Consider the following 25,250-nt stretch of genomic DNA (forward strand, 5'->3'; position numbering starts at 1 on the left):
CAGCGCAGAGGCCGGGAGAGGGGCTCAGCGCGAGGGTGAGAAGCCGCGCTAGGAGATCTTGCGCTGCGTGCGACGGGCCGCGAGCTCGTCCATGGCGTCGACGGTCTGGGTGTCGAGCTCGACGAGGCTCGACTCGACCTCGCGCAGCACCTTGCCGACCGCGATGCCGAAGACGCCCTGACCGCGGCTCACGAGGTCGATGACCTCGTCGTTCGAGGTGCAGAGGTAGACGCTCGCGCCGTCGCTCATGAGCGTCGTCTGGGCGAGGTCGCTGACCCCCGACTCCCTGAGCTGGTTGACGGCCGTGCGGATCTGCTGCAGCGAGATGCCCGTGTCGAGCAGGCGCTTGACGAGCTTGAGCACGAGGATGTCGCGGAACCCGTACAGGCGCTGCGAACCCGATCCCGCCGCACCGCGCACAGTGGGCTCCACGAGCCCGGTGCGGGCCCAGTAGTCGAGCTGCCGGTAGCTGATCCCCGCCGCGCGCGCCGCCACGGCGCCGCGGTAGCCGGACAGGTCGTCCATCTCCGGGAGCCCGTCGGTGAAGAGGAGCCCGAGATCGTACCGGGACTCATCGCTTCGGCTGAGTTCAGTCATTCGGTTGCCCCTCGCTGTTCTGCGCGGCCGTGAACGACCGTACTCACCCACGGTACCGATGCCCACGGCGGCGAGCAATGACATCCGCGTTTGGGCTTCGGCGTGTCTTGGCAGTTGACCCTCTGCGACGAGGATTCACGGGCCTCGCACGCCTCGCATCTCGCGGGACGATCGGACTGGATGAACGCTCAGTCTACCCGTCGGGGAGCCTCGCGAACCGAAATAGTTGCGGGGCGAGGAGATTGCGAGGTGCGCGGAGAGCTGCGGGACGGAGGAGGAGAAACGAGGGAGGAGAAGAGCACGCCGACGCGGGGCTCAGGGCACGAGCCGGCCGAGGGCCGAACGGATGAGCGTGCTGCGCACGGTCTCGAGGTTCCCGGCGATCTCGCGGGCCAGCTCCCCCGCCTGCGCGCGGCTCGAGGTGTCCTTACGGCGGGCGATCGGCCGCAGGGCGCTCTCGATGAGCCCGAGCTCGCGCTCGGCGGCGGCCCGGAAACCGCGCAGGTGCCGCGGCTCGATCCCCGACTTCTGCAGCTCGACGAGCGCGGTGAGCACCGTGACGGTGTCGTCGCCGTAGACGTCGGCCGGGGTGATGACGCTCGCCGAGACGGCCTCCGTCAGGAGCGCCGCGCTCGCACCCGTCTCGCGCAGCAGCTCGTCGCGGCTCAGACGCCGCCCGCTCGCGAGCATGGACTCGGGTGCACCCGAGGCGCCGCCCGGCAGAGTGGGCGAGCCGCCGGCATCCAACTCGTCGAGGTATTCGCGGATGACCTTGAGCGGCAGGTAGTGGTCGCGCTGCATGGCGAGCACCATCCGCAGGCGCTCCACGTCGGCCTGGCAGAACTTGCGGTACCCGGACTCGGTGCGGGCGGGCGAGACGAGGCCGCGCTCTTCGAGGAAGCGGAGCTTCGAGGGGGTCAGCTCGGGGAAGTCGGGGGTCAGTTTCGCGAGCACCTGACCGATGCTCAATAGCGGAACTCGCCCAGACGAGCTCGTCTGGGCGGCTGACCTGACCACTAGTTGCTCGCCAGGCCGGGGAGGTCGATGCGCGATGCGTAGAAGGTGAGGCGGAACTTGCCCACCTGGACCTCTGCGCCGTCGCTGAGGAGCGCCGTCTCGATGCGGACGCCGTCGAAGTAGGTGCCGTTGAGCGAGCCCAGGTCGCGCACCTCGAAGGCCGTGCCGTGGCGCACGAACTCGGCGTGCTTGCGCGAGACCGTCACGTCGTCGAGGAAGATGTCGGCGTCGGGATGCCGGCCGGCCACCGTCACATCGGCGTCGAGGAGGAACCGCGCACCCGCGTTGGGGCCGCGCCGCACGATCAGCAGAGCCGATCCCGACGGCAGGGCCGCGATCGCGTCCTGCTCCTCGGCGGAGACGGCGTTGTCGATCCCGGCGATGTGAGCCGCGAGCTCGTCGCTGAACGAGGCAGTCGTCTCATTCGCGTTGTCGAGCGGGCTGCCTGCGCCGAAAACGTTCGCCTCAGGGGTGTTGTCCTGGGATTCGAGCACCGTGTACCTCCTACGAATCCAGCGTATCGGATTGGGCGAGCACAGAGGCCCGTCGAGCACGAATGATCCGCACGGTCTCCGAGAGATAGATGAAACCGGCCCACCAATACAGGAACGCGCCCCAGATGGCGAAGGCCCAGGCGACGGGCTCCGAGAGCCACGCGATCACCGGGAACGCCTGCCCCAGCATCAGCAGCGGCAGCGCGTAGAAGAGGCAGAAGGTCGCGATCTTGCCGACCCGGTGCACGGGCAGCGGGCCGTAGCGGTGGTTCGCGAGCACGACGGCGAGCACGATGAGCATGACGTCGCGGCCGACGATGACGGCGACGAGCCACCACGGCACGAGCTCGCGCCAGGCGAGGCCGATGAGGGTCGCGAAGATGTAGAGGCGGTCGGCCGCCGGGTCGAGCAGCTGGCCGAGACGCGTCACCTGGTGCAGGCGGCGGGCGAGGTAGCCGTCGAGGAAGTCGGTGAGGCTCGACACGACGAGCGTCGCGAGTGCGAGCACGTCTTGGCCGACGATGATCAGGACGAGGAAGACGGGCACCAGGAGCAGGCGGAAGAAGCTCAGCAGGTTGGGAATCGTCATAACCCGCGAGCTGACCTCTTCGACTCGCGCCTGTCCCACGTCCCCCAGTCTAGCGAGGTGGCGCCGACGAGGTCGTAGACTGCGACCATGAGTCCATTACTGGTCTGCATCTGGATCTACATCGGCGTCAACGTCGTCACCTACGCGCTCTCCGTCATCACGAAAGAGCACTCGTGGGTCGATCGCATCTGGTCGATCGTGCCCGTCGTCTATGTGTGGGTCTTCGCGATCGCGGCCGGCCTCGAGGATCCGCGGCTCACGCTCATGGCCGTTCTCGTCACCCTCTGGGGCGCACGCCTGACCTTCAACTTCGCCCGCAAGGGCGGTTACGCGCCCGGCGGCGAGGACTACCGCTGGGCGGTGCTGCGCGGGCGGATGAAGGGGTGGCAGTTCGAGCTCTTCAACCTCTTCTTCATCGTGATCTACCAGAACACGCTCATCCTGCTCTTCACCCTTCCCGCCTGGACGGCCTTCGAGAACCGCTCGACTCCGTTCGGCGTCTGGGACGTCGTCGTCGCCGTCGTCTTCCTGGCCTTCCTCGTGGGCGAGACGGTCGCCGACCAGCAGCAGTGGACCTTCCACCAGCGCAAGGCCGCGCAGGTGGCCGCCGGGCAGCGGCCGTCGCCGCGCTTCCTGCAGAGCGGGCTGTTCCGCTACTCGCGCCACCCGAACTTCTTCTTCGAGCAGGCGCAGTGGTGGGCCTTCTTCGTGTTCGCCGCGCTCGCGGCCGGCACCGTTCTCGTCTGGACGGTCATCGGGCCCCTGCTGCTCACCCTGCTCTTCATCGGCTCGACCGTCTTCACCGAGAGCATCACGCTCTCGCGCTACCCGGAGTACGCCGACTACCGCAAGACGACGTCGCCGATCATCCCGTGGTTCCCGCGGCGGCAGCCCGACGCCCGCGCCGCCGAGGCGAGCTGACGGCGGGAGCCGACACGTGGGCCTGACGACGAGGGCCTGAGAACGAGGATCTGACGCGGAGGTCGGAGCGCGGCTCAGCGGCCGCGCGCGGCATCCATCCGGCTCAGCAGCCACGACGGCCCCGCGAGGTGCGCGCCCAGCTCGGAGACCCTGCGCCCCAGCTCGCGGTCGGCCGTGACCACGTGCACGGCGGTGAGACTCCCGTCGTCGCGCGCTCTCTCGACGAGGTCGACGATGGCCTGATCGCCGTCGTGCTCCGCACGGGCGATCGTGAGGGCTGCGCGACCGTGCGGCGGCGCCAGTCGCGGCTGCGCGGCCTTCGCCTCGCCTTCGACCACGAGCACGGTGCGCGGCCAGGCGAGTGTCGGGGACGCGTCGAAGTCCGCGGGCAGCCCCTCGTCGAGGGCGGCCTGCAGCTCCCCCGCGAGCCGTTCCGTCGCGCCCGCGCGATCGCGCCACCACCCGGTGGGGCGGGAGCCGAGCACATTGGCCGAGTCGACGACGAGCAGGATGCCGCGCCCCAGCCCGGCCCGCAGCGCCGGCCAGCTCGCGGCGAACCCCGGATGCAGCGGATACCCCTCCACCTCGGAGACCGGGACCCAGCGCAGCTCGATGCTCTCCGGGTCGCCGATCGTCGCCTCGAACGGCTCGGTGACGTCGGCGACGACCGTGGAGTAGCTCCAGATCCCGAGGTCGAGCACCGTCAGCGTGCGCACCCGCAGGCGCGCCGGGTCGACCCCGGCCTCCTCGCGCGCCTCGCGGAAGGCCGCGTCGACCGCCGACTCGCCGCCGTGCCGTGCGCCGCCGGGCAGGCCCCAGGTGCCGCCGAAGTGGCTCCACTCCGCGCGGTGCTGCAGCAGCACACCGGCCTCGGGGTCGTGGGCGAGCAGGCCCGCTGCGCCGAAGCGACCCCAGTACCGGCGTCCGTCGGGGCCCTCCACCCAGGCGTCCCCGCTGTCGCGAGGCCGATGCGGCGGGCCCGAGGGGCGGAGGTCGTCCATGTACCTAGCCTCTCACCTCGGGGGCCCGGAAACCCTAGACGAGCATCGCGGGCACCCGGGGCTTCACGGCCGAACGCAGGGTGATCGTGAGGACGGCGGCGACCGCGCAGCCCGCGGCGATGATGACGAGCGTTGTGCTCAGGCCGATCGCCGAGGTGAGGATGGGGAAGAACAGCGTGCCGACCGCGGCCCCGACCTTGCCGGAGGCGGCGGCGATCCCCGAGCCGCTGCCCCGGATCTCGGCGGGGAACGCCTCGGTGGGCATCAGGAAGGTCGTCGCGTTGGGCCCGGCGTTCATAAAGAAGTTGAACGCCGCGAAGCCGATGAGCACGAGCGCGAGGTTGAGCGGGCTGCCGTCGGTGAGGGTCGTCGCGATCGCGAGCACGAGCAGGCCGCCGGCCATGACGAAGAAGCCCGCCGACTGCAGCACGACGGCGCCGAGCCGCGCGATCGTCAGGAGTGCCGTGGCGAAGCCGAAGACGAGGAAGAGGTCGAGGAGGGCGGCGCCCTCGGTCGAGGTGATGTCGTCGGCGATGAACTGCGTCGACGCCGACGGCGAGAGCGCGATGGCGGCGAGGATCGTCGGAGTGAAGACCCCGACCCCGTAGGTCGCGATGTCCATGAGGAACCACGGCACGGAGGTCAGGAGGGTCGACTTCCGGTAGCGCTTCGAGAAGAGATCCCGCAGATCGGCCTTGTGCACGGTCGTGAGAGCGCCGGCGACCTCCTCGTCGCGGATCTCCTCCACCGTGACGAGCCGCTCGCAGAAGACCGACATGGCCGCCGCGGCCTCCTTGAGCTGGTTGGTCGCCGCGAGCCACTGCGGGCTCTCGGGCACCCCGCGCCGCAGCCAGACGATCACGATCGCGGGAACGACGCCGGCGCCGAGCATCCAGCGCCAGGCGTCGGGCGTGGGCTCGAGGGTGAGGATCGCGAGGCCCACGAGCACACCCAGGATCTGGCCGACCGCCTGGAAGCTGAAGGTCGCGACGAGCAGGCGGGTGCGCAGCCGGGAGGGCGCGATCTCGCTCACGTAGCTCGAGCTGATCGGGTAGTCGGCGCCGATGCCGACTCCGAGCAGGAAGCGGAAGGCGACGAGCCACCACAGGCTCGGCGCGAGGGCGGAGAGCAGGGCGAAGACGACGAACATCGCGAGGTCGATGCGGAAGGCGAGCTTGCGGCCGATCCGGTCGGAGACCGGGCCCATGACCGCTGCGCCGACGATCGCGCCCACGATCGCCGCCGAGCTCGCGAGGCCCGTCTCCCACGGGGTGAGGTTCCACTCGTGCGCGATGAGCGGGATGGCCACGCCCATGATGAAGAAGTCGAACCCGTCGAGCATGATGCCCATGGACGAGAGCAGCCAGACCCTGCGGTGGGTCTTGGCGAAATCGACGCTCTCTATGAGCGCGCTGAGTTTCTGTCCGGCCATCGCCCCATAGTGGCCGCGCAATGTTGACAGGGCGTTAACGGCGCGCCTCGGGCTCCAACCCGATCGGACGCCGCTGGTCGCAGGCTCGGCTCGGCCGCGTTTAAGCCGGGTTTCAGGCGCATCCCACTCCCTCTCACCCCTTCTCACCCCGGATCCCGTGCAGCTGTGAGGCGGTGATGAAAACGAGGGTGAAAGACAGGGTGAAAGACAGCCGAACCTCGGAATGAATGGAGCCCGGCGCCGTCTCTCGTAATGACACTGACCACGGAAAGACGGCCATGCGACACGTCGCGCGACCGGAGGGGACCAGACGAAGATGCGGACGAGACAGGGTGCGGGAACGCGCCGATGCCGGCGGTGAGAGCCGCCGACAGACGGGCGGATCGGGCGCTCGGCGACAGCGGCATCGCATACGCGCCGCACTCTCCGAAGGGGATCCTCGACCGCCCGGCGCTGACCGCGCTCATCGACGAGGCGGCGACGACGCCCCTCACCGTCCTCCGGGCACCCAAGGGCTTCGGCAAGACGACCGCGCTCGCGCGCTGGGTGCACGAGCGCTCCCCCTCGACCCCGCGGCGCGGCGTCTGGATCTCCCTCGGCGACGACGGGATCGGGCGCACCGAGTTCTGGACGCTCGTGTCGACGGCCCTGCGCGACGCCGGTCTCATCGGTGTCGATGCGGGCCTCGGGGCCGCCCCCCGGCCCCCTGACGGAGGCCTTCCCGAGGGCTCGTGGCTGCGGCACACCCTCGCGGGAGCGCTCGAGCGCCTCGAGGAGCCCATCGTGATCGTCGTCGACGACTACCACCGGGTGGGCGACCGCATGGTCGACGACGACCTCCTGTGGCTTCTCGAACGATACAGAACCATTCGTTTTATCGTCGCGACCCGGGTTTTCAGTGTCTTCGAAAGCCTCACCGCCACCGCCCGGATCGGCATCGCCCTGGTCGATCCCGCGCGGCTGCGCCTCTCCTCGGCCGAGGCCCACCAGGTGATCGAACGTTTGCTCCCCACGCTCACGGAAGACGAACGGCAGCGCCTCGTCGACGAGCTCGACGGCTGGCCGCTCGCCCTCATCGCCGTCGCGCACGTGATCGGTCGTCAGCGCGTGTCCGTCGACGACGCGCTCTCCCTCGTGGCCGAGGACGTGCTCTCCGACGAGCTCGTCGGCTCGCTCCTGAGCGGCACCGCCGACCCCGAGTTCGATCTGTTCGTGCTCGGCTCGGCCCTCGCCGATTTCGTCACACCCGAGCTGGCGGCGGCCCTGACCGAGACACCGGATGCGGCATCCCTGCTCGCGCGGCTCGAGCACCTCGGATTCGGAAGCTGGTCGGGCGACCCGGCCGACCGCCGTTTCGAGTATCAGGGCCTCGTGCTCTCCTCGCTGCGACGACGAGCCCGGCTCGTGTTCGCCGACTCGCTCGCCGAACGGCGCACGCGGCTCGCCGAGTGGCTCGAGTCCAACGGCTACGTCATGGATGCGATCCTGCAGCACTCCCTCGCTCAGCACTGGCAGAACGCCATGGCCGTCACGGTGCGGCACGCCTCCGAGCTCGCGCGGGCCGACACCGCGAGCGCGTGCCGCCTGCTCGCCCTCGTGCCGCGACGCGACCCCCGCTTCGAAGCGGAGCTCGCCGTCATCGTCGCGGTCGTCACGAGCGCGCACCCGGAGGCGACCGGCTGCGAGAACACGCTCACGAGCCGGCATCTCGCCGAATCGGTCATGCACGCACTCGAAGACGCCGAACCGGTACGCCGGGCGGCGTTGCTCTTCGCCCTCTCCCGCGCCCACCGCGAGGCGGAGCGCTACGATCAGGCGCGGCTCACGGCCGAGCGGCTCGGCGCGGCCCTCGCGGCGCTCGACACCGACGAGATGGAGCAGCTGGGCGATCTCGTGCACTTCTGCACGCGCGAGATCGGCCTCGCGAGCCTTGCGGCGCACCGGCTGCCCGTGGCCGCCGAGTACCTCCTCCGCTCCTCGACACGAGCGAGGTCACGCGGCGACGACGCGATGTGGCTCGACTCCGCCGGCAGCCTCGCCTACGCCGAGGCCTCGCTCGGGCACGTGACCCGCGCCCGCGCCCGGGTGGCCGAGCTGCGGTCGGGCGCGCTCCCCGTCGACCTGCTCACGGGCCCTCATGCCATCGGCCTGCGCCTGGCCGAAGCCGTGCTCGACCTCGACTCCTTCGCCGCCGAGAGCTCCATCGCGCACGCCCGCTGGGTGCGCGAGGCCGCGACCGGCACGGAGTTCGCGGCCGTCGCGAGCGCCATCGAGACCGCCTCGATGTCGGTCGGAGGGCGCATCTCCGCCGCCATCAGCCGGGCCAAGGCCCTCGTCTCAGCGACGGCGGGCGCCGAGGGGACGCCGAGCCCGCACACCCGCGAGATCCTCCACTCGGTGATCGTCGACGGCCTCGTGATGAGCGGCAGGGTCAACCAGGCCGACGAGTACCTGCGATCGCGCGGCCTGCGCAATCGGCTGGTGCTCTCCGAGGCCCGGCTCGCACTCGTCGAGCGCAAGAGCTGGCAGGTCATCACGATCACCGAGCCGCTCCTGAGAACCCCGGATGCCTCGCCCCGCGCCACCGCGGACGCGCTGCTCCTGCGCGCCATCGCCGCCCACCGGCTCGCCCGGGCCGACATCGCCCTGTCGGCCCGGAGCGACGCGCTCACCGCGCTCATCGGCAGCGGTCTGCGGCATCCGCTCATGCTCATCCCGCGCGCCGAGCTCGTGACGCTGCTCGAGTGGTCGCCGGGAGGCGACGGCCGGGCGCAGCTCGCGAGCCTCGAGACCGTTCCCGACCGTTTCACGGCCGCGACGATCGTGCAGCAGCTCACCCGCAGGGAGTCGAGCGTGTTGAACGAGCTCTTCACGACCTCGCGGGCCGAGGTCATCGCCGAGCGGCTCTTCGTCTCGCCCAACACGGTCAAGTCGCAGCTGCGCAGCCTCTATCGCAAGCTGGGGGTCTCGTCGCGCGACGAGGCGCTCATCGTGGCCGCCGACCGGGGGCTGGCGCCCTGAGGCCGGGGTCGGAGTCGGAGGCCGGGGCCGGGCGGCAGCGGAGTGCAGCGCCTCAGCGCGGCACGATCGCGACGAACGGCTCGGCGCGGCGCAGGCTGACGGCGAGGCGCAGGCTTCCGCTGCGGGCGAGGACGACGGCGATGACGAGCGCGGCGAGAGCGGGAACACCGCCCGAGAGCACCATGCCGATGTGGGCCCCGAAGTGCTCGACGACCCAGCCCATGACGGGCCCGCCGATCGACTGCCCGCCCAGGAGCACGAGCACGTAGAGCGCCATGACGCGCCCGCGGATGGCCACGTTCGACGACATCTGCACGAGCGAGTTCGCCGCCGTGATGAAGAAGAGCCAGCTGAAGCCGGCGAGCGCGAGGGCGGTACCGAAGAGCCACTCGGTGGGCATCAGCCCGCTGAACGCCTGCAGTGCGCCGTACACGGCGGCCCCGAGGATCACCGTGCGCAGTCGCACGCTCCTGCGGCGGGTCGAGAGCAGGGCTCCCGTGAGCGCCCCGAGGGCGACGAGCGTGTTGAAGAGGCCGTAGCCGCCCGCGCCGGCGTCGAAGACCTCGCTCGCGTAGGCCGCGAGGATGACCGGCAGGTTCTGCGAGAACACCGCGAGGAAGGCGAGCATCACGATCGTCCAGAGGATCGCCGGCTTCTGCACGACGTACCGCATGCCCTCGCGCAGCTGGCCTTTCGCCCGCGGAACGGGTGGCGCGGGGAAGAGCTCGCGCACCCGCAGCCGGGTGAGCGTGAAGACGACGATCGCGCAGGCCACGGCGTTGATGCCGAACGACCAGCCCGCCCCGACCGCCACGAGCAGCGCGCCGCTGATCGCGGGGCCGATGAGACCGCCGAGCTGGAAGGTCGACGAGTTGACGCTGATCGCGTTGCGGAGGTAGCCGGCGCCGACGAGCTCGTTGGTGAAGACCTGGCGGGCGGGGTTGTCGACGACGGTCACGAAGCCGAGCACGACGGCGACGACGTAGATGTGCCAGACCTGCACGGTGCCCGTGAGCGCCAGCACGGCGAGCGTCGCGCTCGTGAGCACGGAGACGCTCTGCGTGATCATGAGGAGGGTGCGCTTGGAGTAGCGGTCGACGATGACCCCGCCGAGCAGGCCGAAGATCAGCATGGGGGCGAACTGCAGGGCGACCGTGACGCCCACGGCGGTCACGCTGCCCGAGAGCTCGAGTACGAGCCAGTCCTGGGCGATCCTCTGCATCCAGAGGGCGGTCATCGCGACGAGGTTGGAGATCGCGAAGATCCGGTAGTTGCGCACCGAGAGCGAGACGAGGGTGTGGCGCCACGGGGGCGGCGACTTGAGTACGGCGATGGGTTCTGTTGCGGGATAACTGCTGGAGAGTGTCGAAGCCACGGATGTTCCTACGTCGAGAACGACGTGCGAGAAATTTGCTGGTCTGGCGCCCGAACCGGCGTCTCCTTCGACGGTACTCCCGCGGCATCCATTCTGAGAGTAAATTGAAGCTATAACTCTCATTGCATTTTCGAATGACACGCATTTTCGAATGGAGCGCTCTGCCGTGTTCGACCCCGTGCTGCTTCGCACCTTCCTCGCCGTCGCCGAGACCCACAGCTTCACGCAGGCGGCTAACCAGCTCGGGCTCAGCCAGCCCACGGTGAGCCAGCAGATCCGCAAGCTCGAGAAGGCGGCGGGGCGGATGCTCATCGCGCGCGACACCCGAGACGTCACCCTCACCGACAACGGCGACGCGATGGCGGGCTTCGCGCGCACGATCCTCGCCGCCCACGCGGCGGCGTCGAGCTACTTCACGGGCTCCGCCATGCGCGGCCGGCTGCGTTTCGGGGCGGCCGACGATCTCGCCATCACCCAGCTCCCCCGCATCCTGCGGCACTTCCGGCAGCTCTACCCGCAGATCAACCTCGAGCTCACCGTCAACCAGAGCGGACCGCTCTACCGACGACTCAAAGCCGGCCAGCTCGACCTCATCTTCGTCAAGCGGGCCCCGGACGCCGAGGCCGACGACGTGGCGGAACGCGGCACCGTCGTACGCCGCGACACCATGGTCTGGGTCGGCCAGGAGCGCACCATCGTGGAGCCCGGCGAGCCGGTTCCGCTCATCGCCTACCAGGCCCCGAGCATCAGCCGGCAGCTCGCGATCGACGCCCTCGAGGCCGCGGGGCGCACCTGGCGCATCACGTGCAACACCCGCGAGGTCAACGGGGTGCTCGCGGCCGTGCGGGCCGGCATCGGCATCGCCGTGTTCCCGCACACGCTCATCCCCGACGACCTCGTGAAGGTGAGCAACCGCTTCAGCCTCCCCGACCTCGGAGACATCGACTTCACCCTACTCTCGAACCCCCTCGCCCCCGCCGAGCCGGTCGAGGCGCTCTCATCCGCCATCCTCGGCCGACCCCTCAACCGCACGGCCTAAGGTCGCGGCGGGCGATGCGACGGGGATGACCGCGCGGCGGGCGTCGCGACGAGCGCGAGAGCACAGCTCCGTGCGGCACGCCGCGCGAGCGCGCCGGGGCACGGCGTTTCATCCAGGATCGCGCGCTCGCACCGTGTCGCCGATGCACCGGAGTCGACGCCAGGGGTTGAGCCGCGGGGCTTGCGGTCGTAGCGTGGCACCAGGGGTCGCGATGAACGCGGCGCCACGGATGGATCAGGAGCAGCAATGAGCAACACGAGCAACGATCCGAAAGACCAGGTACCGACACCGAAGCCGCCCGCGGGCAAGCCGCAGGAGAACGAATCCAAGGAAGAATTCGAAGAGCGCCTCGGCCAGGTCGAGAACTAGCAGCCGCCTCCTCTGCGAGACGGTGAGGTCCGGGCACGCCGTGGGCGTGCCCGGACCTCGTGCGTCGGGCGCGGGCTTCTTCGCGGGCGCGGGTTTCTTCGCGGGCGCGGTGCTTCGACGCTCGGCGCTCGCGAAGAAACCCGCGCTCGACGCCAGGGACGCCTGATGGATGTCGGTGGCGGTTGACATATTCGAACATATGTTCGAATATGAGCAGATGGCCGCCCCGCTCGCCGCGCTCGATCCACCGCCTCCCGCGGTGCATCGGCGCGCGCAGGAGACCGCCGCGCCGCAGAACGGCGCATTCCAGACGGACGCGGCCGGCGCGGCGAAGGCGAGCGTCACGGCGCTGCAAGACCGCATCCGCAGCATGCAGGCGCCGACCCTCGACTCCCGGGCGATCCCCACCCACCCGGCGATCGCCGGGCTCCTGCCGGGCGGCGCGCTCAAGCAGGGGGCCGCCTACTCGATCGACGGCTCAGCCTCGCTGCTGATGACGCTCCTCGCCGCACCGTCGGCGGCGGGGCAGTGGTGCGCCGTCGTCGGGATCCCCGAGTTCGGGGTGGAGGCGGCATCCCGGTTCGGGATCGACCTCGAACGCCTGGTGCTCATCCCGCACCCCGGCGAGCAGTGGCTCTCCGTCATCGCGGCCATCGTCGACGTCATGGGAGTCGTCGCCGCCCGCCCCACGACCCGCGCGAGCGACGCGAACGCCGCCCGGCTCGCCGCGCGGCTGCGGGAACGGGGCTCGACGCTCATCGTGCAGGGCCCCTGGCCGCAGAGCGAGGCCGTGCTCGGCGTCTCCGGCGGTCGCTGGTCCGGGGTCGGCCAGGGCCACGGCTACCTGCGCGAACGCCGGGCCGCGCTCACCGTCTCGACCCGGTTCGGCGGGCGCCCTCGCACCACGACCCTGCTGCTGCCCGCCGCCGACGAGAAGGTGCGCTCTTCGGCGCCGGGCCTCGGGGAGTCGACGGAGCAGCCGGGGTCATCGCAAGGCGCCCCGAGCTCACGGCTGCAGAGGTCGCAGCCGCCCTCGCGCCGGGAGGCGGCAGGATGACGCGGCCCGGCCCCTCTTCGTCCGGCCCCCCGAGAACCCTGGCACTGTGGTGCCCCGACTGGCCCGTCACGGCCGCCCTCTCCCCGTACGGCACGGCCCACGACCTGGTGGCCGGCAGCAGCACGGATGTGCCGATCGCGCTCGTCGACCGCGGCGAGGTCTTCGCCTGCTCCCCCGCCGCCCGCCGGGAGGGGGTCGCCCGCGGTCTCCGGATGCGCGAGGCGCAGTCCCGGTGCTCCGGGCTGCTCGTGATCCCCTACGACGAGACCGTCGACAACCGTGCGTTCGAGCCCGTGCTCGCGGCGATCGAGGAGGTCGTTCCGGGGGTGCAGGTGATGCGTCCCGGCAGTTGCGTGATGCGCGCCCAGGGCCCGGCCCGGTACTACGGCGGCGAGCGGGCCGCGGCCGACCGGCTGCTCGACCGGCTCGAGGCCCTCGGGGTGGCCGGCGCCCGGATCGGCATCGCCGACGGGCTGTTCGCCGCGCTCCAGGCCGCGCGACGACCGGAGCCCGAGCCGGTCTTCGTCGTTCCCGGCGGGGAGTCCCCGGCGTTCCTCGCGCCACTGCCTGTGCGGCTCCTCGACCGGCCCGAGCTCACGACGCTGCTCGGCCGCCTGGGCATCCACACCCTCGGAGACTTCGCCGCCCTGTCGTCCGACGACGTGCTCGACCGGTTCGGCGGCGAGGGCGCCCGCCTGCACGCGCTCGCGAGCGGCGCGGACGGCAGCGCCGTCGTGGCGCGCACGGTGCCCGCGGAGCTCGACCGCGGTATCCGCTTCGAACCGCCGCTCGACCGGGTCGACCAGGTGACCTTCGCGGTGCGGCAGGCCGCCGATCGCTTTCTCGACGGGCTCACGGCCGCGACGCTCGTCTGCACGACGGTGCGGCTCGAGATCGAGACGGAGTCGGGCGAGCTCTCGCAGCGCAGCTGGATGCACCCGCGCTCCTTCACGGCGGCCGACGTCGTCGATCGCGTGCGCTGGCAGCTGCAGGGCGCCGGCAGCAGCGCGAGCGAGCTGCGCTCGGGCATCGTGGCCGTGCGCATCGTTCCCGAGAGCGTCGACGCGATCGGCAACCACGAGCCGGGGCTCTGGGGCGGGGCGGCCGACGAGCGCATCCACCACGCGCTCTCCCGCGTCCAGAGCATGCTCGGCCACGGCGCCGTGCTCACCGCGGCCCTCGGAGGCGGGCGCACCCTCGCGGAACGCCAGAACCTCGTGCCCTGGGGCGATCGGGCTCTGCTCGCCGCGCCCGGGGAGCCGCCCTGGCCGGGCCGGCTGCCCCCGCCCCTTCCCGGCACGCTCTTCGAGACGCCGCGGGCCGCGCGGGTGCTGGCCGCCGACGGCTCCTCCGTGGCGGTCGACAGCCGCGGGGCGCTCACCGCGGAGCCCGCCGTCTTCCGCTGCGAGGGCTCCGCTGCCGCACGCTCTGAAGACATGAGCACCACGCCCTCCCCGAGCCCCGCAGGCGCCGCCGTGACCGCCTGGGCGGGGCCGTGGCCGCTCGAGGAGCGCTGGTGGGATGACGCCCACCGCTCCGTGCACCACCTGCAGCTCGTCGACGCGGAGGGCACCGCCTGGCTCCTGCTGCTCGACGACGGCGCCTGGTTCGCCGAAGCGAGGTACGACTGATGGCCGGGATCGTGATGAGCGAGGTCTTGATGGGCGAGGTCTGCTGATGGGCTGGCACAATCCGCCGATCCCCTGGTCGGAGCTGGAGCAACGGCTCGCCGGCGCACCGCGCCGTGGCGCGGCGAAGCCCGGCGACCACGAGCAGAAGGTCGACAGTCCGGCCTGGTCGTACAAACGGCCGGCCTACGTGCCGATCGAGCCACCGCCGTCACCCGCCGACCGGGTGCCCTACGCCGAGCTGCACGCCCATTCCAACTTCAGCTTCCTCGACGGGGCCAGCAAGCCCGAGGAGCTGCTCGAGGAGGCGACCCGGCTCGGCCTCGATGCCCTCGCTCTCACCGACCACGACGGCCTCTACGGCATCGTGCGGATGGCGGAGGCGGCCGAGAACTACGACATCGCGACGGTCTTCGGCGCCGAGCTCTCGCTCGGCCTCTCCGCGCCGCAGAACGGCGTCGCCGATCCCGAGGGCCACCACCTCGTCGTTCTCGCCCGTCGGGAGGAGGGCTACCACCGGCTCGCGGGAGCCCTCACAGCCGCGCAGATCGCGGGCGGGGCGAAGGGCCGCCCGGTCTACGACCTCGACGACCTCGCCGAACGGGCGGGAGGCCACTGGCTCGTGCTGAGCGGATGCCGCAAGGGCGCCGTGCGCTCGGCGCTCGCCGCAGAGGGCCGGACCTCCGCAGAGGGCCAGGCCGAGGCCGCCCGCGAGCTCGACCGTCTCGTCGAGCTCTTCGGTCGCGACAACGTCGTCGTCGAGCTCATCGACCACGACTACCCGCTCGACAGCACCCACAACGACGTGCTCGCCGCCCTCGCCGAGAGCAGGGGGCTCGCGACGATCGCGACGGGCAACGTGCACTACGCGACCCCCGACCGGCACCGCCTCGCCACGGCGCTGGCCGCGGTGCGGGCGCGCAGGAGTCTCGATGAGATGGACGGCTGGCTGCCGGCATCCGGCTCGGCCCACCTGCGCTCGGGAGCGGAGATGGCGGCCCGCTTCGCGCGGTACCCGGGGGCCGTCGAGCGCACGGTCGACATCGCCCGCGACCTGAGCTTCGAGCTGCGCAAGGCCCGGCCCGGCCTGCCCCGGCAGGAGGTCCCGCCCGGTCACACGCCCATGACCTGGCTGCGCGAGCTCGTCTGGCAGGGGGCGGCCGTGCGTTATCCGGGCGTGCTGCCGCCGGAGAAGCGGAAGCGCCTCGAGGGGGAGCTCGCCGTGATCGAGGAGAAGGACTTCCCCGGCTACTTCCTCATCGTGCACGACATCGTGGAGTTCGCGCGCAGCAGGGGGATCCTCTGCCAGGGTCGCGGCTCGGCCGCGAACTCGGCCGTCTGCTACGTGCTGGGCATCACGGCCGTCGACGCCATCCACTACAAGCTGCCCTTCGAGCGCTTCCTCTCGAGCATGCGCGAGGAGGAGCCCGACATCGACGTCGACTTCGACTCCGACCGCCGCGAGGAGGTCATCCAGTACGTCTACGACAAGTACGGGCGCCTGAACGCGGCCCAGGTCGCGACCGTCATCAGCTACCGGCCGCAGAACGCCGTGCGCGACATGGCGAAGGCGCTCGGCGCGAGCCCGGGGCAGCAGGACGCCTGGTCGAAGCAGGTGCAGCGCTGGGACACGGTCGCCTCGGCCGCCGATCACGACATCCCCGCGCCCGTTCTCGGGCTCGCCGGCGAGCTGCTCGGCTTTCCCCGACACCTGGGCATCCACTCCGGCGGCATGGTGCTCACCGACCGGCCCGTGGGCGAGGTGAGCCCCATCGAGCACGCCCGGATGGAGAACCGCACGGTGCTGCAGTGGGACAAGGACGACTGCGCCTGGATGGGCCTCGTCAAGTTCGACCTGCTCGGGCTCGGCATGCTCGCGGCGCTGCAGCACTGCTTCGATCTCGTGCGCGGCAGCACGGGCGAGGACTGGACGCTCGCGACCATCCCCCCTGACGAGCAGGGCGTCTACGACATGCTCTGCCGGGCCGACGCGATCGGCGTCTTCCAGGTGGAGAGCCGGGCCCAGATGAGCGTGCTGCCCCGGCTGCAGCCGAGAGAGTTCTACGACCTCGTGGTCGAGATCGCCCTCATCCGGCCCGGACCCATCCAGGGCGGGGCCGTGCACCCCTTCATCCGGCGCAAGGTCGAGGGCGAGGCCTTCGGCTACGCGCACCCCTTGCTCGAGCCGATCCTGAAACGCACCATGGGCGTGCCGCTCTTCCAGGAGCAGGCCATGCAGATGGCGGCCGCGCTCGGCGACCTCGGCCCCGACGACGCCGAGCGCCTGCGCCGGGCGATCGGCTCCAAACGCGGAGCGGAACGGTTCGCCGACCTCAAAGACCGGCTCTTCGAGGGGATGGCGGCCAAAGGCATCACAGGAGACACGGCCGAGGGCCTCTACGAGCAGATCAAGGCCTTCGCCAACTTCGGCTTCGCCGAGAGCCATTCGCTGAGCTTCGCCCTGCTCGTCTACGCGAGCGCCTGGTTCAAGCTGCACTACCCCGCCGCCTTCCTGGCCGCCCTGCTGCGCGCCCAGCCGATGGGCTTCTACTCGGGCGCGACCCTCACGGCCGACGCGAGACGGCACGGGGTCGAGGTGCGGCGGCCCGACATCCTGCTCTCGGGGGTTCTCGCCGAGCTCGAGCTGCCCGAGGGGCAGACGGCCGGGCCCACGGGCGACGCAGCCTGCGCCGAGCACGAGCAGCCGCCGATCCCCCGCGTCTTCGATCGTTCCCGGCCCCGCGACGACGAACGGCACCGACGGGATGCCGCGTTCGCCGTGCGACTCGGACTCGACGCCGTGAAAGGCATCGGAACCCCGATCGCCGCGAAGATCGTCGCTGAGCGCGAGCGGGACGGCCCCTACCGGTCGATGCCTGAGCTCGTACGGCGCACGGGGCTCACCGTGGCCCAGCTCGAGGCCCTCGCCGCCGCGGACGCCTTCGCCTCTCTCGGTCTGGGCCGCCGCGAGGCGCTGTGGCTGGCCGGAAGCGCCGCCCACGACCGCCCCGAATACCTGCCCGGCACGGTCCTGACCGTGCAGCCGCCCCTCTTCCCCTTGCCCTCCGCTCTCGACGGCATGCTCTCCGATCTGTGGGCGACCGGCATCTCGCCCGACGACCACCCCGTGCGGCACGTGCGGCCCGAGCTGGAGGCACGCGGTGTGCTCGCGGCATCCGCCCTCGCGACCGCGGAGACCGGGCGGCGGATCGAGGTGGGCGGCATCGTGACCCACCGGCAGCGGCCGGGCACGGCGAGCGGCATCACCTTTCTCAACCTCGAAGACGAGACCGGCCTCGTGAACGTCATCTGCACCGTGGGGGTCTGGTCGCGGTACCGCCGGATCGCCCGGGACTCACGCGCCCTGCTCGTGCGCGGCATCCTGGAGCGCTCGGCGGAAGGGGTCACGAACGTGCTCGTCGACCGCTTCGAGAACCTCCCGGTGCCCGGGCGATCCGTCTCGCGCGACTTCCGCTGAGCACGTGCGGGCAGCAGCAGGCAGAGGGCAGCAGAGACCAGAGGGCAGCAGGTCTAGAAATTCGCGTAGATGTTGAGGTTGACGAGCTCGTTGATGGAGATGTCGAGGCCGACGCCCTCGATCTGCGGGTTCATCCGCAGGAGCTGCTGCTGCGGAACGTCGAAGCGCTGGGCGATGTCGAAGAAAGTGTCGCCCTCGACGACCCGGTAGGTCAGCAGCACGCCGTTGCCGTCATAGGTCACGACCCCCTGGGCTCCCGGGCCGGGCCCCAGATCGGAGGGGACGGAATCCTGGACGGGCTCCTCCGGCAGATCCGGGTTGGGCACGATGGTCGCCGGTGGCGGGGGCGGAACGATCGTCACCGCCGTGGGGAGAGGTGTCGGGGTCGGTGTGGGCGTCGGGGTGGGGGTCTGCGTGACGACCATGGTCACGGTCGGCACGGGCGCCGGGCGGCCGCAGCCGCTCAGGGCCAGGGCGACGGCGACGCCGACGGCGATGACGGATGCCGCGACCCCCGCGCCACGGTTGACCCTACCCATCGGCATACCTGGAACCCTCCCGGACCCGTTCCGCATCGTTCACGCCTGCATCGTTCCTGCCCGCGGTGTTCGCGTCCCGCTGTTCACACCGCATTGCCCACCACACCGCATCGTTCGCGCCAGCGCGCACCCCGCGTCGTTGCCGCTCCTCGCGCGAGCCTACCCGACCCGCGGAACCACCGCCTGAGCATCCCCCATCAATCGCCGCCGCCCCGCGCCGCCGCCCCACCTCACTGCCGCCCATCTCACTGCCGCCCCGCGAGCTCGTCGCGCAGCAGCAGGTCGCGGCGCACGTGATCGGTGCGGTAGGCGGCACGGCCGACCATGTGCGCGGAGACCGGGGCCGTGAGGCCCTGGAAGAGCAGGATGGCGATCGCGAGGGTGATGGTGCCGACGTCGGGGTTCGAGAACGCGACATCCACGACGATCGCCATGAGCCCGAGGATCTGCGGCTTCGTCGCCGCGTGCAGACGCGAGAGCACGTCGGGCAGGCGCAGCAGGCCCACCCCTGCCGCGAAGCACAGGAAGGCGGCGAGCAGCACGAGCGCCGCGGTCACATAGTCGCGAAAGTCCATCAGGCCGTCCATCAGGTCTGGTCCTGTCTCGCCATGAACCGTGCGGCGCTCACCGAGCCGACGATCGCGAACATCGACAGCACGAGAAGCACCGGAAGCGTGTTGGTGTGCCTGTCGATCGCCATCTCGGCGCCGATGGCGCACATGACCGTGACGACGAGCACATCCGAGGCGATGATGCGGTCGAGCAGGCTCGGCCCCCTGATGATGCGGTAGACGGCGGCGAGCGCCCCCGCCCCGAACAGCACACCCGCGATGATGACGACGATCGTCATGGCCTGCCCCCTTCGTTCTCGGCGTCGTTCCGTGCATCGTTCTCGGCGTCGTCCCGTGCGTCACCCCGAGCATCGCCGGCGTCGCCCGCGCGGATGCCGCCGAGCCGCACCCTCTCGACGTCGGCCGCCGAGCCGAGGGCGAGCACGAGCCGCCGTTCGGTCGCGCTCACCGCATGCCGCGCCCGTTCGATGTCGGCGTCGTCGGCCACGTTGAGAACGTGGAGGTAGAGCACGGCCGCCGCCCGGTCGATCTCGACGACGATGGAGCCGGGCACGAGCGAGACGGCTCCCGCCGTCCACACCATGATGAGCTCGGAGCTCGTGCGCAGCTGCACCCCGATGATGGCGTTGTGCGGCGTGAACCGGGGCCGAAGCACGGTGAACGCGACATCCAGCGACGCCCAGACGATGTCTTTCACGAGAACCGCTCCGAAGACGAGGAGCCGCCAGGGATCGACCCGGCCGCTCAGGTCGACGGCCGGCAGGTAGAAGACCCGCGACACGATGAGCGCGAGCACGAGCCCGGTTGCGAGCGCGAGAAGGGTGAACTGCCCCCAGAGCAGCATCCAGAGCACAACGAGGCCCGCGATGAGCACGATCTGGCTCACGACGCCGACCCGGCCGTGGGATCGGGTCGACGCGGGCTGGGAGGACCCGGGCTGGGTCGATCCGGGCTGGGAGGGCTGCGGCGCTGACATCAGAACGGCACTCCGTCCTCGTAGACCGAGTTCACGTACTGCGCCGGGGTCTCGACCTCGTCGGCGGCCCGGCCGGCGAGGTCGAAGAGCGGCCCCGCCCAGATCGTGAGCGAGACGGTCAGCACGACCATTCCCGTGGTCGCCGAGAGCATCAGCCGCGAGATGCTCTTCGTCATGACGGTGCCCTCGTCTTCGGGGCTCTCGTGCAGGGAGGCGAGCAGCGGCGACTCGTAGCCCTCGACCTCGCGGCGGCCCCGCCAGAAGCCCATGTTCCAGACCCGGGCGAGGGCGTAGAGGGTCAGCAGCGAGGTGGCCGCCCCCGCCGCGATGAGCACGTACACGAGCCATCCGCCCCTCTCGACACCCGCCTCGAACAGACCGACCTTGCCGAGGAAGCCCGAGAACGGCGGGATGCCGCCGAGGTTCATGGCGCCCAGGAAGAACAGCACGGCCACGAAGGGCGAGGCCTTGAGCACCCCGCCGAGCCTGCTGATCGAGGTCGTGCCGCCGACGCGCTCCACGAGCCCGACCGCGAGGAACAGGGTCGTCTGCACGACGATGTGGTGCACGATGTAGTAGATCGTCGAGGTGATGCCGAGCAGGCCGCCGACGGCGATCCCGAAGATCATGTAGCCGATGTGGCTCACGAGCGTGAACGAGAGCAGCCTCTTGATGTCGGCCTGCGCGACCGCGCCCAGGATGCCCACGAGCAGCGTGAAGAACGCCACGATCATCAACGGGATCGTGATGTCGACGTCGACGAACATGATCGTGTCGACCCGGATGACCGCGTAGACGCCGACCTTGGTGAGCAATCCGGCGAACACGGCCGTGACCGGGGCGGGGGCCGTGGGATAGGAGTCCGGCAGCCAGAACGACAGCGGGAAGACGGCCGCCTTGACGGCGAAGCCGAGCAGAAGCGCGAGGCAGAGGATCAGCTGGATGTCGCTCGGCAGCTCGCGCACCTTCTCGGAGATGCCCGCGATCGTGACCGTTCCCGTGGCCCCGTAGATGAGCGCGATGGAGGCCAGGAACAGCAGGGACGACATGAGGCTCACGACGACGTAGGTGACGCCGGCCCGGATGCGGGCGCCCGTGCCGCCGAGGGTCAGCAGGACGTAGCTCGCCGCGAGCAGCATCTCGAAGCCCACGTACATGTTGAACAGGTCGCCGGCGACGAAGGCGTCGAACAGGCCCGCCGAGAGCACGAGATAGGTGGGATGGAAGATCGAGACGGGGGTCTCTCTGTGGCCGTCGGCGATGCCCTGGCCGACGGCGAAGAGGAGCACCCCGAGCAGCATGAGCGCGGAGACGACGACCATGATGGCCGCGAGCCGGTCGACGACGAGCACGATGCCGAAGGGCGGGGCCCACCCGCCCACCTGCACGACGATCGTGCCGTTGCCGTCGACGTAGACGAGCAGGATGACGGCGAGGATCGTGACGATCGTGAGCGTCATGGTGCTCACGAGCATCTGCGCGCGCCGGCGGTGGCCGAGCACGAGGGCCACGGCCGCGCCGAGCAGCGGCAGCGTCACGAGCAGGGGCACGAGGGTGTTCATCGTCCGCTCCCCTCTCGGCCGCTGCGCTCGTCCGCGTGCTCGTCGCCGTGCTCGTCCACACGTTCGCCACCGTGCTGGTCCGCGTGCTCATCCGAGTGCTCGTTGCTCTCCTCGAGCACCCTCTGGATCGCGGCGTCGTCGAGGTCGACCGAGTCGAACGCGGCGTCCGTCGACTGCTCGGTGTCGCCCACGTGCTCGTCGGGAACGACGTCGCCCTCGTCGCCGAGCTGCGCGAGCCACCAGGAGCGGTAGATCAGGGCGAGCACGAAGGCGGTGACGCCGAAGTTGATGACGATCGCGGTGAGCATAAAGACCTGCGGCAGCGGGTCGACCATCTGCTCGTCGCTCGAGGTTCCCGTGACGATCGGCGCGCTGCCGTTCGGCCCGCTCATCAGGAAGATGAGGATGTTGGTCGCGTTGCCCACGAGCAGGAAGCCGATGAGCAGCCGGGTCAGGCTCCGCTCGAGCATGACGTAGACGCCCGTGGCGTACATAACGGCCATGAGGATGACGAGGGTCAGCGACGCGCTCATCGCGGCACCTCCTCGTGGCCGCCCGGGCCGCCGGTTCCCGAGCCCTGGGCACCGCGGGCGTCGACGGTGGAGGTGAAGTCGTCGGCCGCGTCGGGGTTCAGCTCGGCGTCCTCCTGCTGGCGGTCGATCTCGGCGCCGAGACTGCGCAGGATGTCGAGGATGAGCCCGACGACCACGAGGTAGACCCCGATGTCGAAGATCGTCGAGGTGCCGAAGGAGATCTCGCCGAACACGGGCACGTCGGCACTGAAGTACGAGGACTCGAGCGGCGCGCCGCCGAACAGGAGCGAGGCGACGGCCGTTCCGACGGCGAGCAGGATGCCGGCTCCGAGCACCTTGCCCGCGTCGATGGGTATCGCCTCCGCGAGCTCGTACCGCCCGCCGGCCAGGTAGCGCGCGACGAGCGCGAGGCCCGCGAGGAGCCCGCCGGCGAAGCCGCCGCCGGGCGCGTTGTGGCCGACGAAGAGCAGGAAGACCGACACGACGATCGCGGGGTGGAAGAGCAGCCGAACGAGCACCTCGAGCATCAGCGACCGGTTCTCGGCGGCGATCGTGCGCCCGGCGAGCAGCCAGGAGTGGCGGCGCACGGGCTCGCCGGAGGCGGGAGCGGAGGCATCGGCGTCGGACTCCGCCGCGGGCGCGGGCGGGCCGGGCACCGTCGTCGGCACGGTCTCGGGCACCCGGGAGCGCGACGACTCCCGCGAGCGACGCAGGGTCCCGGCCAGCCGCGGCAGGACGCCCGAGCGGCCGGAGACGAAGAGCAGGCTCGCGATGCCCGTCGCGACGACGACGAGCACCGCGATCTCACCCATCGTGTCCCACGCGCGGATGTCGACGAGCATGACGTTGACGATGTTCGTTCCGTGCCCCTCCTCCACGGCGAGACGCGGCAGCTCGCCCGAGATGCCCGGGCCCTGACGGGCCCCGAGCGCGACGAGGGCGATCGTCGCCATGACCGAGCCGACCGCGATGCCGATGATCGCCCGGCGGGTGCGCTGCACGGGCTTGTTGTGCTGCGCGATCTTGGTGGGCAGCCGCCGCAGCACGAGGATGAAGGCGACGACCGTGATCGTCTCGACGAGCGCCTGGGTGAGGGCGAGGTCGGGCGCACCGTGGAAGGCGAAGAGGGCGACGAGCCCGAAGCCGGTGACGCCCACGAGCAGCACGGCGGTCATCCGCTGCTGGGCTCGCGCCGCGGCGAGCGAGGCGACGGCCATGATCGCGGCGATGAAGACCTGGGCCGGGTAGTCCCACGGCCTGATCGCGTCGGGCCAGGTGCGGTTGAGCAGGCTCGCCGTGCCCAGGGTGAGCACGAAGACCACGAGGATCGTGGAGAGGTACTGCGGCAGGCCGCCGCGCTGCGCGAAGATCGTCACGCGGGCGGCGAGACGGTCGACGACCCGCACGGTCGCCCAGTAGCCCCGCGAGGCGTCGAGCCGGCCGGGCACCGACTCCTGCAGGCGCGCGACCCAGAGCCGGCGCCAGAAGAGCAGGAGCCCGATCGCGATCACGACCGCCGAGATGGCGAGCACGGGCTCGAAGCCGTGCCACAGCGCCAGGTGGTAGCCGCCCTCGTCGGCGGCGTGCGGCATCGTGTCGGCGTACGGCGCGAGGTACCCGTCGAGCCACGCGGCGCCCACGCCGAGGGCGATCGTCGCGATCGACAGCACGCCGGGAGCGATCAGGATGCCCCAGCCCTCCGTGTGCAGAGGGCTCGCCGGCACGCCACGGCGACGGGCGAACGCCCCCCAGAAGAAGCGCGCGCTGTAGGCCACCGTGAGAACGGAGCCGAGCGCCGTGCCGCCGAGCGCGATCCAGCCCCAGGGGTCGCCCGACTCCCCCGCCTCGAGGAAGGCTCCGAACACGGCCTCCTTGGCGACGAAGCCGATGAGCGGCGGTATGCCCGCCATGGATGCCACGGCCACCGCCGCGATGACCGCGAGCACGGGCGCCTGACGCCCCACCTCCGAGAGCTTGCGCCAGTCGCGGGTGCCCGCACGATGGTCGACGATCCCGACCACGAGGAAGAGGGTGGCTTTGTACAGGGCGTGGGCGATGAGCAGCGCGAGCGCCGCGAGGGCGGCGTCGCGGGTCCCGAAGCCGACCACGACCATGAGGAAGCCGAGCTGGCTCACCGTGCCGTAGGCGAGCACGAGCTTGAGGTCGTATTGGCGCAGGGAGCGCCAGGCGCCGACGAGCATCGTGAGCACTCCGAGGCCCACGAGCACCGGCATCCACCCCGGTGTGTCGGCGTAGCCGGGGGCGAGCCGGGCCACGAGGTAGATGCCGGCCTTCACCATCGCCGCGGCGTGCAGGTAGGCGCTCACCGGTGTCGGGGCGGCCATCGCCGAGGGCAGCCAGAAGTGGAACGGCACGATCGCCGACTTGGAGAGGGCCCCGACGAGGATGAGCAGGATCGCCGTTGTGGTCATCGGCCCCGCGAGCTGCGCGTCGGCCCCCGCCGCGACGATCTCCGAGAGCGAGGTCGTGCCCGCCTGGACGGCGATCATGATGACGCCGACGAGCATCACGAGACCGCCGAAGGTCGTCACGAGAAGGGCCTGCAACGCGGCCCCGCGGCTCTCTTTGCGGTTCGTGTAGTGGCCGATCAGCAGGTAGGAGAGCACACTCGTGATCTCCCAGAACATGAACATGACGATGATGTCGTCGGCCGTGACCAGGCCGTACATGGTTCCCGCGAAGGCGAGCAGGAGCCCGGCGAACCGACCGAGGCCGGGCTCGTCGTTCGTGAAGTACCGGGCGCAGTACACCAGCACGAGAGCGCCGACGCCCGTGACGATGAGCGCCATGACCCAGGCCAGGTCGTCGATGCGGAAGGAGAGGGCGATCTGCAGCTGCGGGATCCACGACAGCTTCTCGACGATCGCGCCCTGCGCCTCGATCTGCCCGTACTGGGAGATCGTGATGCCGAAGACGGCGGCGGGCAGAAGGGCGAGCAGATAGAACACCCGGGTGCCCAGAAGCCTCGTGAGGGCGGGGGCAACGACCGATAGTGCCAGAAAGATGAGCAGGATTGTCGCCATGCTGTC

At 70.9% G+C, this 25,250-nt stretch carries 21 protein-coding genes; 7 read left to right on the plus strand and 14 right to left on the minus strand.

Annotated features, from left to right (window positions below; genetic code table 11):
• Positions 1-48: 48 nt before the first annotated feature.
• From CLV54_RS17065 to CLV54_RS17080, 4 genes are all read right to left on the minus strand, one after another.
• Positions 49-597, minus strand: coding sequence for a MerR family transcriptional regulator (locus tag CLV54_RS17065; RefSeq protein WP_100346211.1), 549 nt, complete (start codon positions 595-597; stop codon positions 49-51).
• A gap of 315 nt (positions 598-912) precedes the next feature.
• Positions 913-1,566, minus strand: coding sequence for a transcriptional regulator FtsR (gene ftsR, locus CLV54_RS17070; protein ID WP_245861792.1), 654 nt, complete (start codon positions 1,564-1,566; stop codon positions 913-915).
• A gap of 47 nt (positions 1,567-1,613) precedes the next feature.
• Positions 1,614-2,108 carry an FHA domain-containing protein gene (locus CLV54_RS17075; RefSeq protein WP_100346213.1) on the minus strand — a complete coding sequence of 165 codons (495 nt, stop codon included), beginning with the start codon at positions 2,106-2,108 and terminating at the stop codon, positions 1,614-1,616.
• Positions 2,109-2,118: 10 nt separating this feature from the next.
• Positions 2,119-2,697 carry a CDP-alcohol phosphatidyltransferase family protein gene (locus CLV54_RS17080; protein ID WP_100346214.1) on the minus strand — a complete coding sequence of 193 codons (579 nt, stop codon included), beginning with the start codon at positions 2,695-2,697 and terminating at the stop codon, positions 2,119-2,121.
• 87 nt (positions 2,698-2,784) lie between these two features.
• On the opposite strand from CLV54_RS17080, the gene CLV54_RS17085 reads away from it, so the two are divergent.
• Positions 2,785-3,618, plus strand: coding sequence for a DUF1295 domain-containing protein (locus tag CLV54_RS17085; protein WP_100346215.1), 834 nt, complete (start codon positions 2,785-2,787; stop codon positions 3,616-3,618).
• A gap of 74 nt (positions 3,619-3,692) precedes the next feature.
• On the opposite strand, the gene CLV54_RS17090 is transcribed toward CLV54_RS17085, so the two are convergent.
• Positions 3,693-4,619 (minus strand): NUDIX hydrolase, encoded by a 927-nt coding sequence (locus tag CLV54_RS17090; RefSeq protein WP_100346216.1) that lies wholly within the window; start codon positions 4,617-4,619, stop codon positions 3,693-3,695.
• Between the two features lie 34 nt (positions 4,620-4,653).
• Positions 4,654-6,051 (minus strand): MFS transporter, encoded by a 1,398-nt coding sequence (locus tag CLV54_RS17635; protein WP_157803053.1) that lies wholly within the window; start codon positions 6,049-6,051, stop codon positions 4,654-4,656.
• A 348-nt stretch (positions 6,052-6,399) separates the two neighbouring features.
• Here CLV54_RS17635 and CLV54_RS17100 point away from each other — a divergent pair, with 348 nt between their 5' ends.
• The gene (locus CLV54_RS17100) at positions 6,400-9,072 is read left to right on the plus strand and encodes a LuxR C-terminal-related transcriptional regulator (protein ID WP_157803054.1); all 2,673 of its coding nucleotides are present in this window, start codon (positions 6,400-6,402) and stop codon (positions 9,070-9,072) included.
• A 52-nt stretch (positions 9,073-9,124) separates the two neighbouring features.
• On the opposite strand, the gene CLV54_RS17105 is transcribed toward CLV54_RS17100, so the two are convergent.
• Positions 9,125-10,447: an MFS transporter gene (locus tag CLV54_RS17105; RefSeq protein ID WP_245861793.1), complete on the minus strand. Its 1,323-nt coding sequence runs from the start codon at positions 10,445-10,447 to the stop codon at positions 9,125-9,127.
• 166 nt (positions 10,448-10,613) lie between these two features.
• On the opposite strand from CLV54_RS17105, the gene CLV54_RS17110 reads away from it, so the two are divergent.
• The 5 genes from CLV54_RS17110 (at position 10,614) to CLV54_RS17125 (ending at position 18,018) form a co-directional block, all read left to right on the plus strand.
• The gene (locus CLV54_RS17110; protein ID WP_100346253.1) at positions 10,614-11,486 is read left to right on the plus strand and encodes a LysR substrate-binding domain-containing protein; all 873 of its coding nucleotides are present in this window, start codon (positions 10,614-10,616) and stop codon (positions 11,484-11,486) included.
• A gap of 246 nt (positions 11,487-11,732) precedes the next feature.
• Positions 11,733-11,855 carry a hypothetical protein gene (locus CLV54_RS18165; RefSeq protein WP_281258195.1) on the plus strand — a complete coding sequence of 41 codons (123 nt, stop codon included), beginning with the start codon at positions 11,733-11,735 and terminating at the stop codon, positions 11,853-11,855.
• 199 nt (positions 11,856-12,054) lie between these two features.
• Positions 12,055-12,912, plus strand: coding sequence for a hypothetical protein (locus CLV54_RS17115; protein ID WP_211294597.1), 858 nt, complete (start codon positions 12,055-12,057; stop codon positions 12,910-12,912).
• On the plus strand, positions 12,909-14,543 hold the full coding sequence (locus CLV54_RS17120) for a DNA polymerase Y family protein (RefSeq protein ID WP_100346219.1): 1,635 nt from the start codon (positions 12,909-12,911) through the stop codon (positions 14,541-14,543). The genes CLV54_RS17115 and CLV54_RS17120 overlap by 4 nt, the downstream gene beginning before the upstream one ends.
• A gap of 46 nt (positions 14,544-14,589) precedes the next feature.
• Positions 14,590-18,018, plus strand: coding sequence for an error-prone DNA polymerase (locus tag CLV54_RS17125; RefSeq protein ID WP_100346220.1), 3,429 nt, complete (start codon positions 14,590-14,592; stop codon positions 18,016-18,018).
• A 53-nt stretch (positions 18,019-18,071) separates the two neighbouring features.
• Here the strand turns inward: CLV54_RS17125 and CLV54_RS17130 are convergent, their stop codons facing one another.
• From CLV54_RS17130 to CLV54_RS17160, 7 genes are all read right to left on the minus strand, one after another.
• A complete protein-coding gene (locus CLV54_RS17130) occupies positions 18,072-18,563 on the minus strand; it encodes a LysM peptidoglycan-binding domain-containing protein (protein WP_157803055.1) in 492 nt (163 codons plus the stop codon).
• A gap of 239 nt (positions 18,564-18,802) precedes the next feature.
• A complete protein-coding gene (gene mnhG / locus CLV54_RS17135) occupies positions 18,803-19,132 on the minus strand; it encodes a monovalent cation/H(+) antiporter subunit G (RefSeq protein ID WP_245861794.1) in 330 nt (109 codons plus the stop codon).
• An 11-nt stretch (positions 19,133-19,143) separates the two neighbouring features.
• A complete protein-coding gene (locus CLV54_RS17140) occupies positions 19,144-19,407 on the minus strand; it encodes an MrpF/PhaF family protein (protein ID WP_100346223.1) in 264 nt (87 codons plus the stop codon).
• On the minus strand, positions 19,404-20,105 hold the full coding sequence (locus CLV54_RS17145; RefSeq protein WP_100346224.1) for a Na+/H+ antiporter subunit E: 702 nt from the start codon (positions 20,103-20,105) through the stop codon (positions 19,404-19,406). The genes CLV54_RS17140 and CLV54_RS17145 overlap by 4 nt, the downstream gene beginning before the upstream one ends.
• On the minus strand, positions 20,105-21,667 hold the full coding sequence (locus CLV54_RS17150; protein WP_100346225.1) for a Na+/H+ antiporter subunit D: 1,563 nt from the start codon (positions 21,665-21,667) through the stop codon (positions 20,105-20,107). The genes CLV54_RS17145 and CLV54_RS17150 overlap by 1 nt, the downstream gene beginning before the upstream one ends.
• The gene (locus CLV54_RS17155) at positions 21,664-22,200 is read right to left on the minus strand and encodes a sodium:proton antiporter (RefSeq protein ID WP_100346226.1); all 537 of its coding nucleotides are present in this window, start codon (positions 22,198-22,200) and stop codon (positions 21,664-21,666) included. The genes CLV54_RS17150 and CLV54_RS17155 overlap by 4 nt, the downstream gene beginning before the upstream one ends.
• Complete coding sequence (locus tag CLV54_RS17160; protein WP_100346227.1) at positions 22,197-25,244, minus strand: Na+/H+ antiporter subunit A; 3,048 nt, start codon at positions 25,242-25,244, stop codon at positions 22,197-22,199. The genes CLV54_RS17155 and CLV54_RS17160 overlap by 4 nt, the downstream gene beginning before the upstream one ends.
• Between the last annotated feature and the right edge of the window lie 6 nt (positions 25,245-25,250).

It is taken from the genome of Compostimonas suwonensis (genome assembly GCF_002797855.1).
In the GTDB taxonomy this organism is placed as follows: domain Bacteria; phylum Actinomycetota; class Actinomycetes; order Actinomycetales; family Microbacteriaceae; genus Compostimonas; species Compostimonas suwonensis.

What these genes read in the sequence shown, in the direction of transcription:
- CLV54_RS17085 (WP_100346215.1), top strand. Translation starts at nt 2,785, where the DNA reads ATGAGTCCATTACTGGTCTGCATCTGGATCTACATCGGCGTCAACGTC.
- CLV54_RS17115 (WP_211294597.1), top strand. Translation starts at nt 12,055, where the DNA reads ATGTTCGAATATGAGCAGATGGCCGCCCCGCTCGCCGCGCTCGATCCA.
- CLV54_RS17160 (WP_100346227.1), bottom strand. Translation starts at nt 25,244, where the DNA reads ATGGCGACAATCCTGCTCATCTTTCTGGCACTATCGGTCGTTGCCCCC.
- CLV54_RS17150 (WP_100346225.1), bottom strand. Translation starts at nt 21,667, where the DNA reads ATGAACACCCTCGTGCCCCTGCTCGTGACGCTGCCGCTGCTCGGCGCG.
- CLV54_RS17140 (WP_100346223.1), bottom strand. Translation starts at nt 19,407, where the DNA reads ATGACGATCGTCGTCATCATCGCGGGTGTGCTGTTCGGGGCGGGGGCG.
- CLV54_RS17080 (WP_100346214.1), bottom strand. Translation starts at nt 2,697, where the DNA reads ATGACGATTCCCAACCTGCTGAGCTTCTTCCGCCTGCTCCTGGTGCCC.
- mnhG (WP_245861794.1), bottom strand. Translation starts at nt 19,132, where the DNA reads ATGGACTTTCGCGACTATGTGACCGCGGCGCTCGTGCTGCTCGCCGCC.
- CLV54_RS18165 (WP_281258195.1), top strand. Translation starts at nt 11,733, where the DNA reads ATGAGCAACACGAGCAACGATCCGAAAGACCAGGTACCGACACCGAAG.
- CLV54_RS17065 (WP_100346211.1), bottom strand. Translation starts at nt 597, where the DNA reads ATGACTGAACTCAGCCGAAGCGATGAGTCCCGGTACGATCTCGGGCTC.
- CLV54_RS17125 (WP_100346220.1), top strand. Translation starts at nt 14,590, where the DNA reads ATGGGCTGGCACAATCCGCCGATCCCCTGGTCGGAGCTGGAGCAACGG.
- CLV54_RS17635 (WP_157803053.1), bottom strand. Translation starts at nt 6,051, where the DNA reads ATGGCCGGACAGAAACTCAGCGCGCTCATAGAGAGCGTCGATTTCGCC.
- CLV54_RS17155 (WP_100346226.1), bottom strand. Translation starts at nt 22,200, where the DNA reads ATGAGCGCGTCGCTGACCCTCGTCATCCTCATGGCCGTTATGTACGCC.
- CLV54_RS17145 (WP_100346224.1), bottom strand. Translation starts at nt 20,105, where the DNA reads ATGTCAGCGCCGCAGCCCTCCCAGCCCGGATCGACCCAGCCCGGGTCC.
- CLV54_RS17130 (WP_157803055.1), bottom strand. Translation starts at nt 18,563, where the DNA reads ATGCCGATGGGTAGGGTCAACCGTGGCGCGGGGGTCGCGGCATCCGTC.
- CLV54_RS17090 (WP_100346216.1), bottom strand. Translation starts at nt 4,619, where the DNA reads ATGGACGACCTCCGCCCCTCGGGCCCGCCGCATCGGCCTCGCGACAGC.
- CLV54_RS17120 (WP_100346219.1), top strand. Translation starts at nt 12,909, where the DNA reads ATGACGCGGCCCGGCCCCTCTTCGTCCGGCCCCCCGAGAACCCTGGCA.
- CLV54_RS17100 (WP_157803054.1), top strand. Translation starts at nt 6,400, where the DNA reads ATGCCGGCGGTGAGAGCCGCCGACAGACGGGCGGATCGGGCGCTCGGC.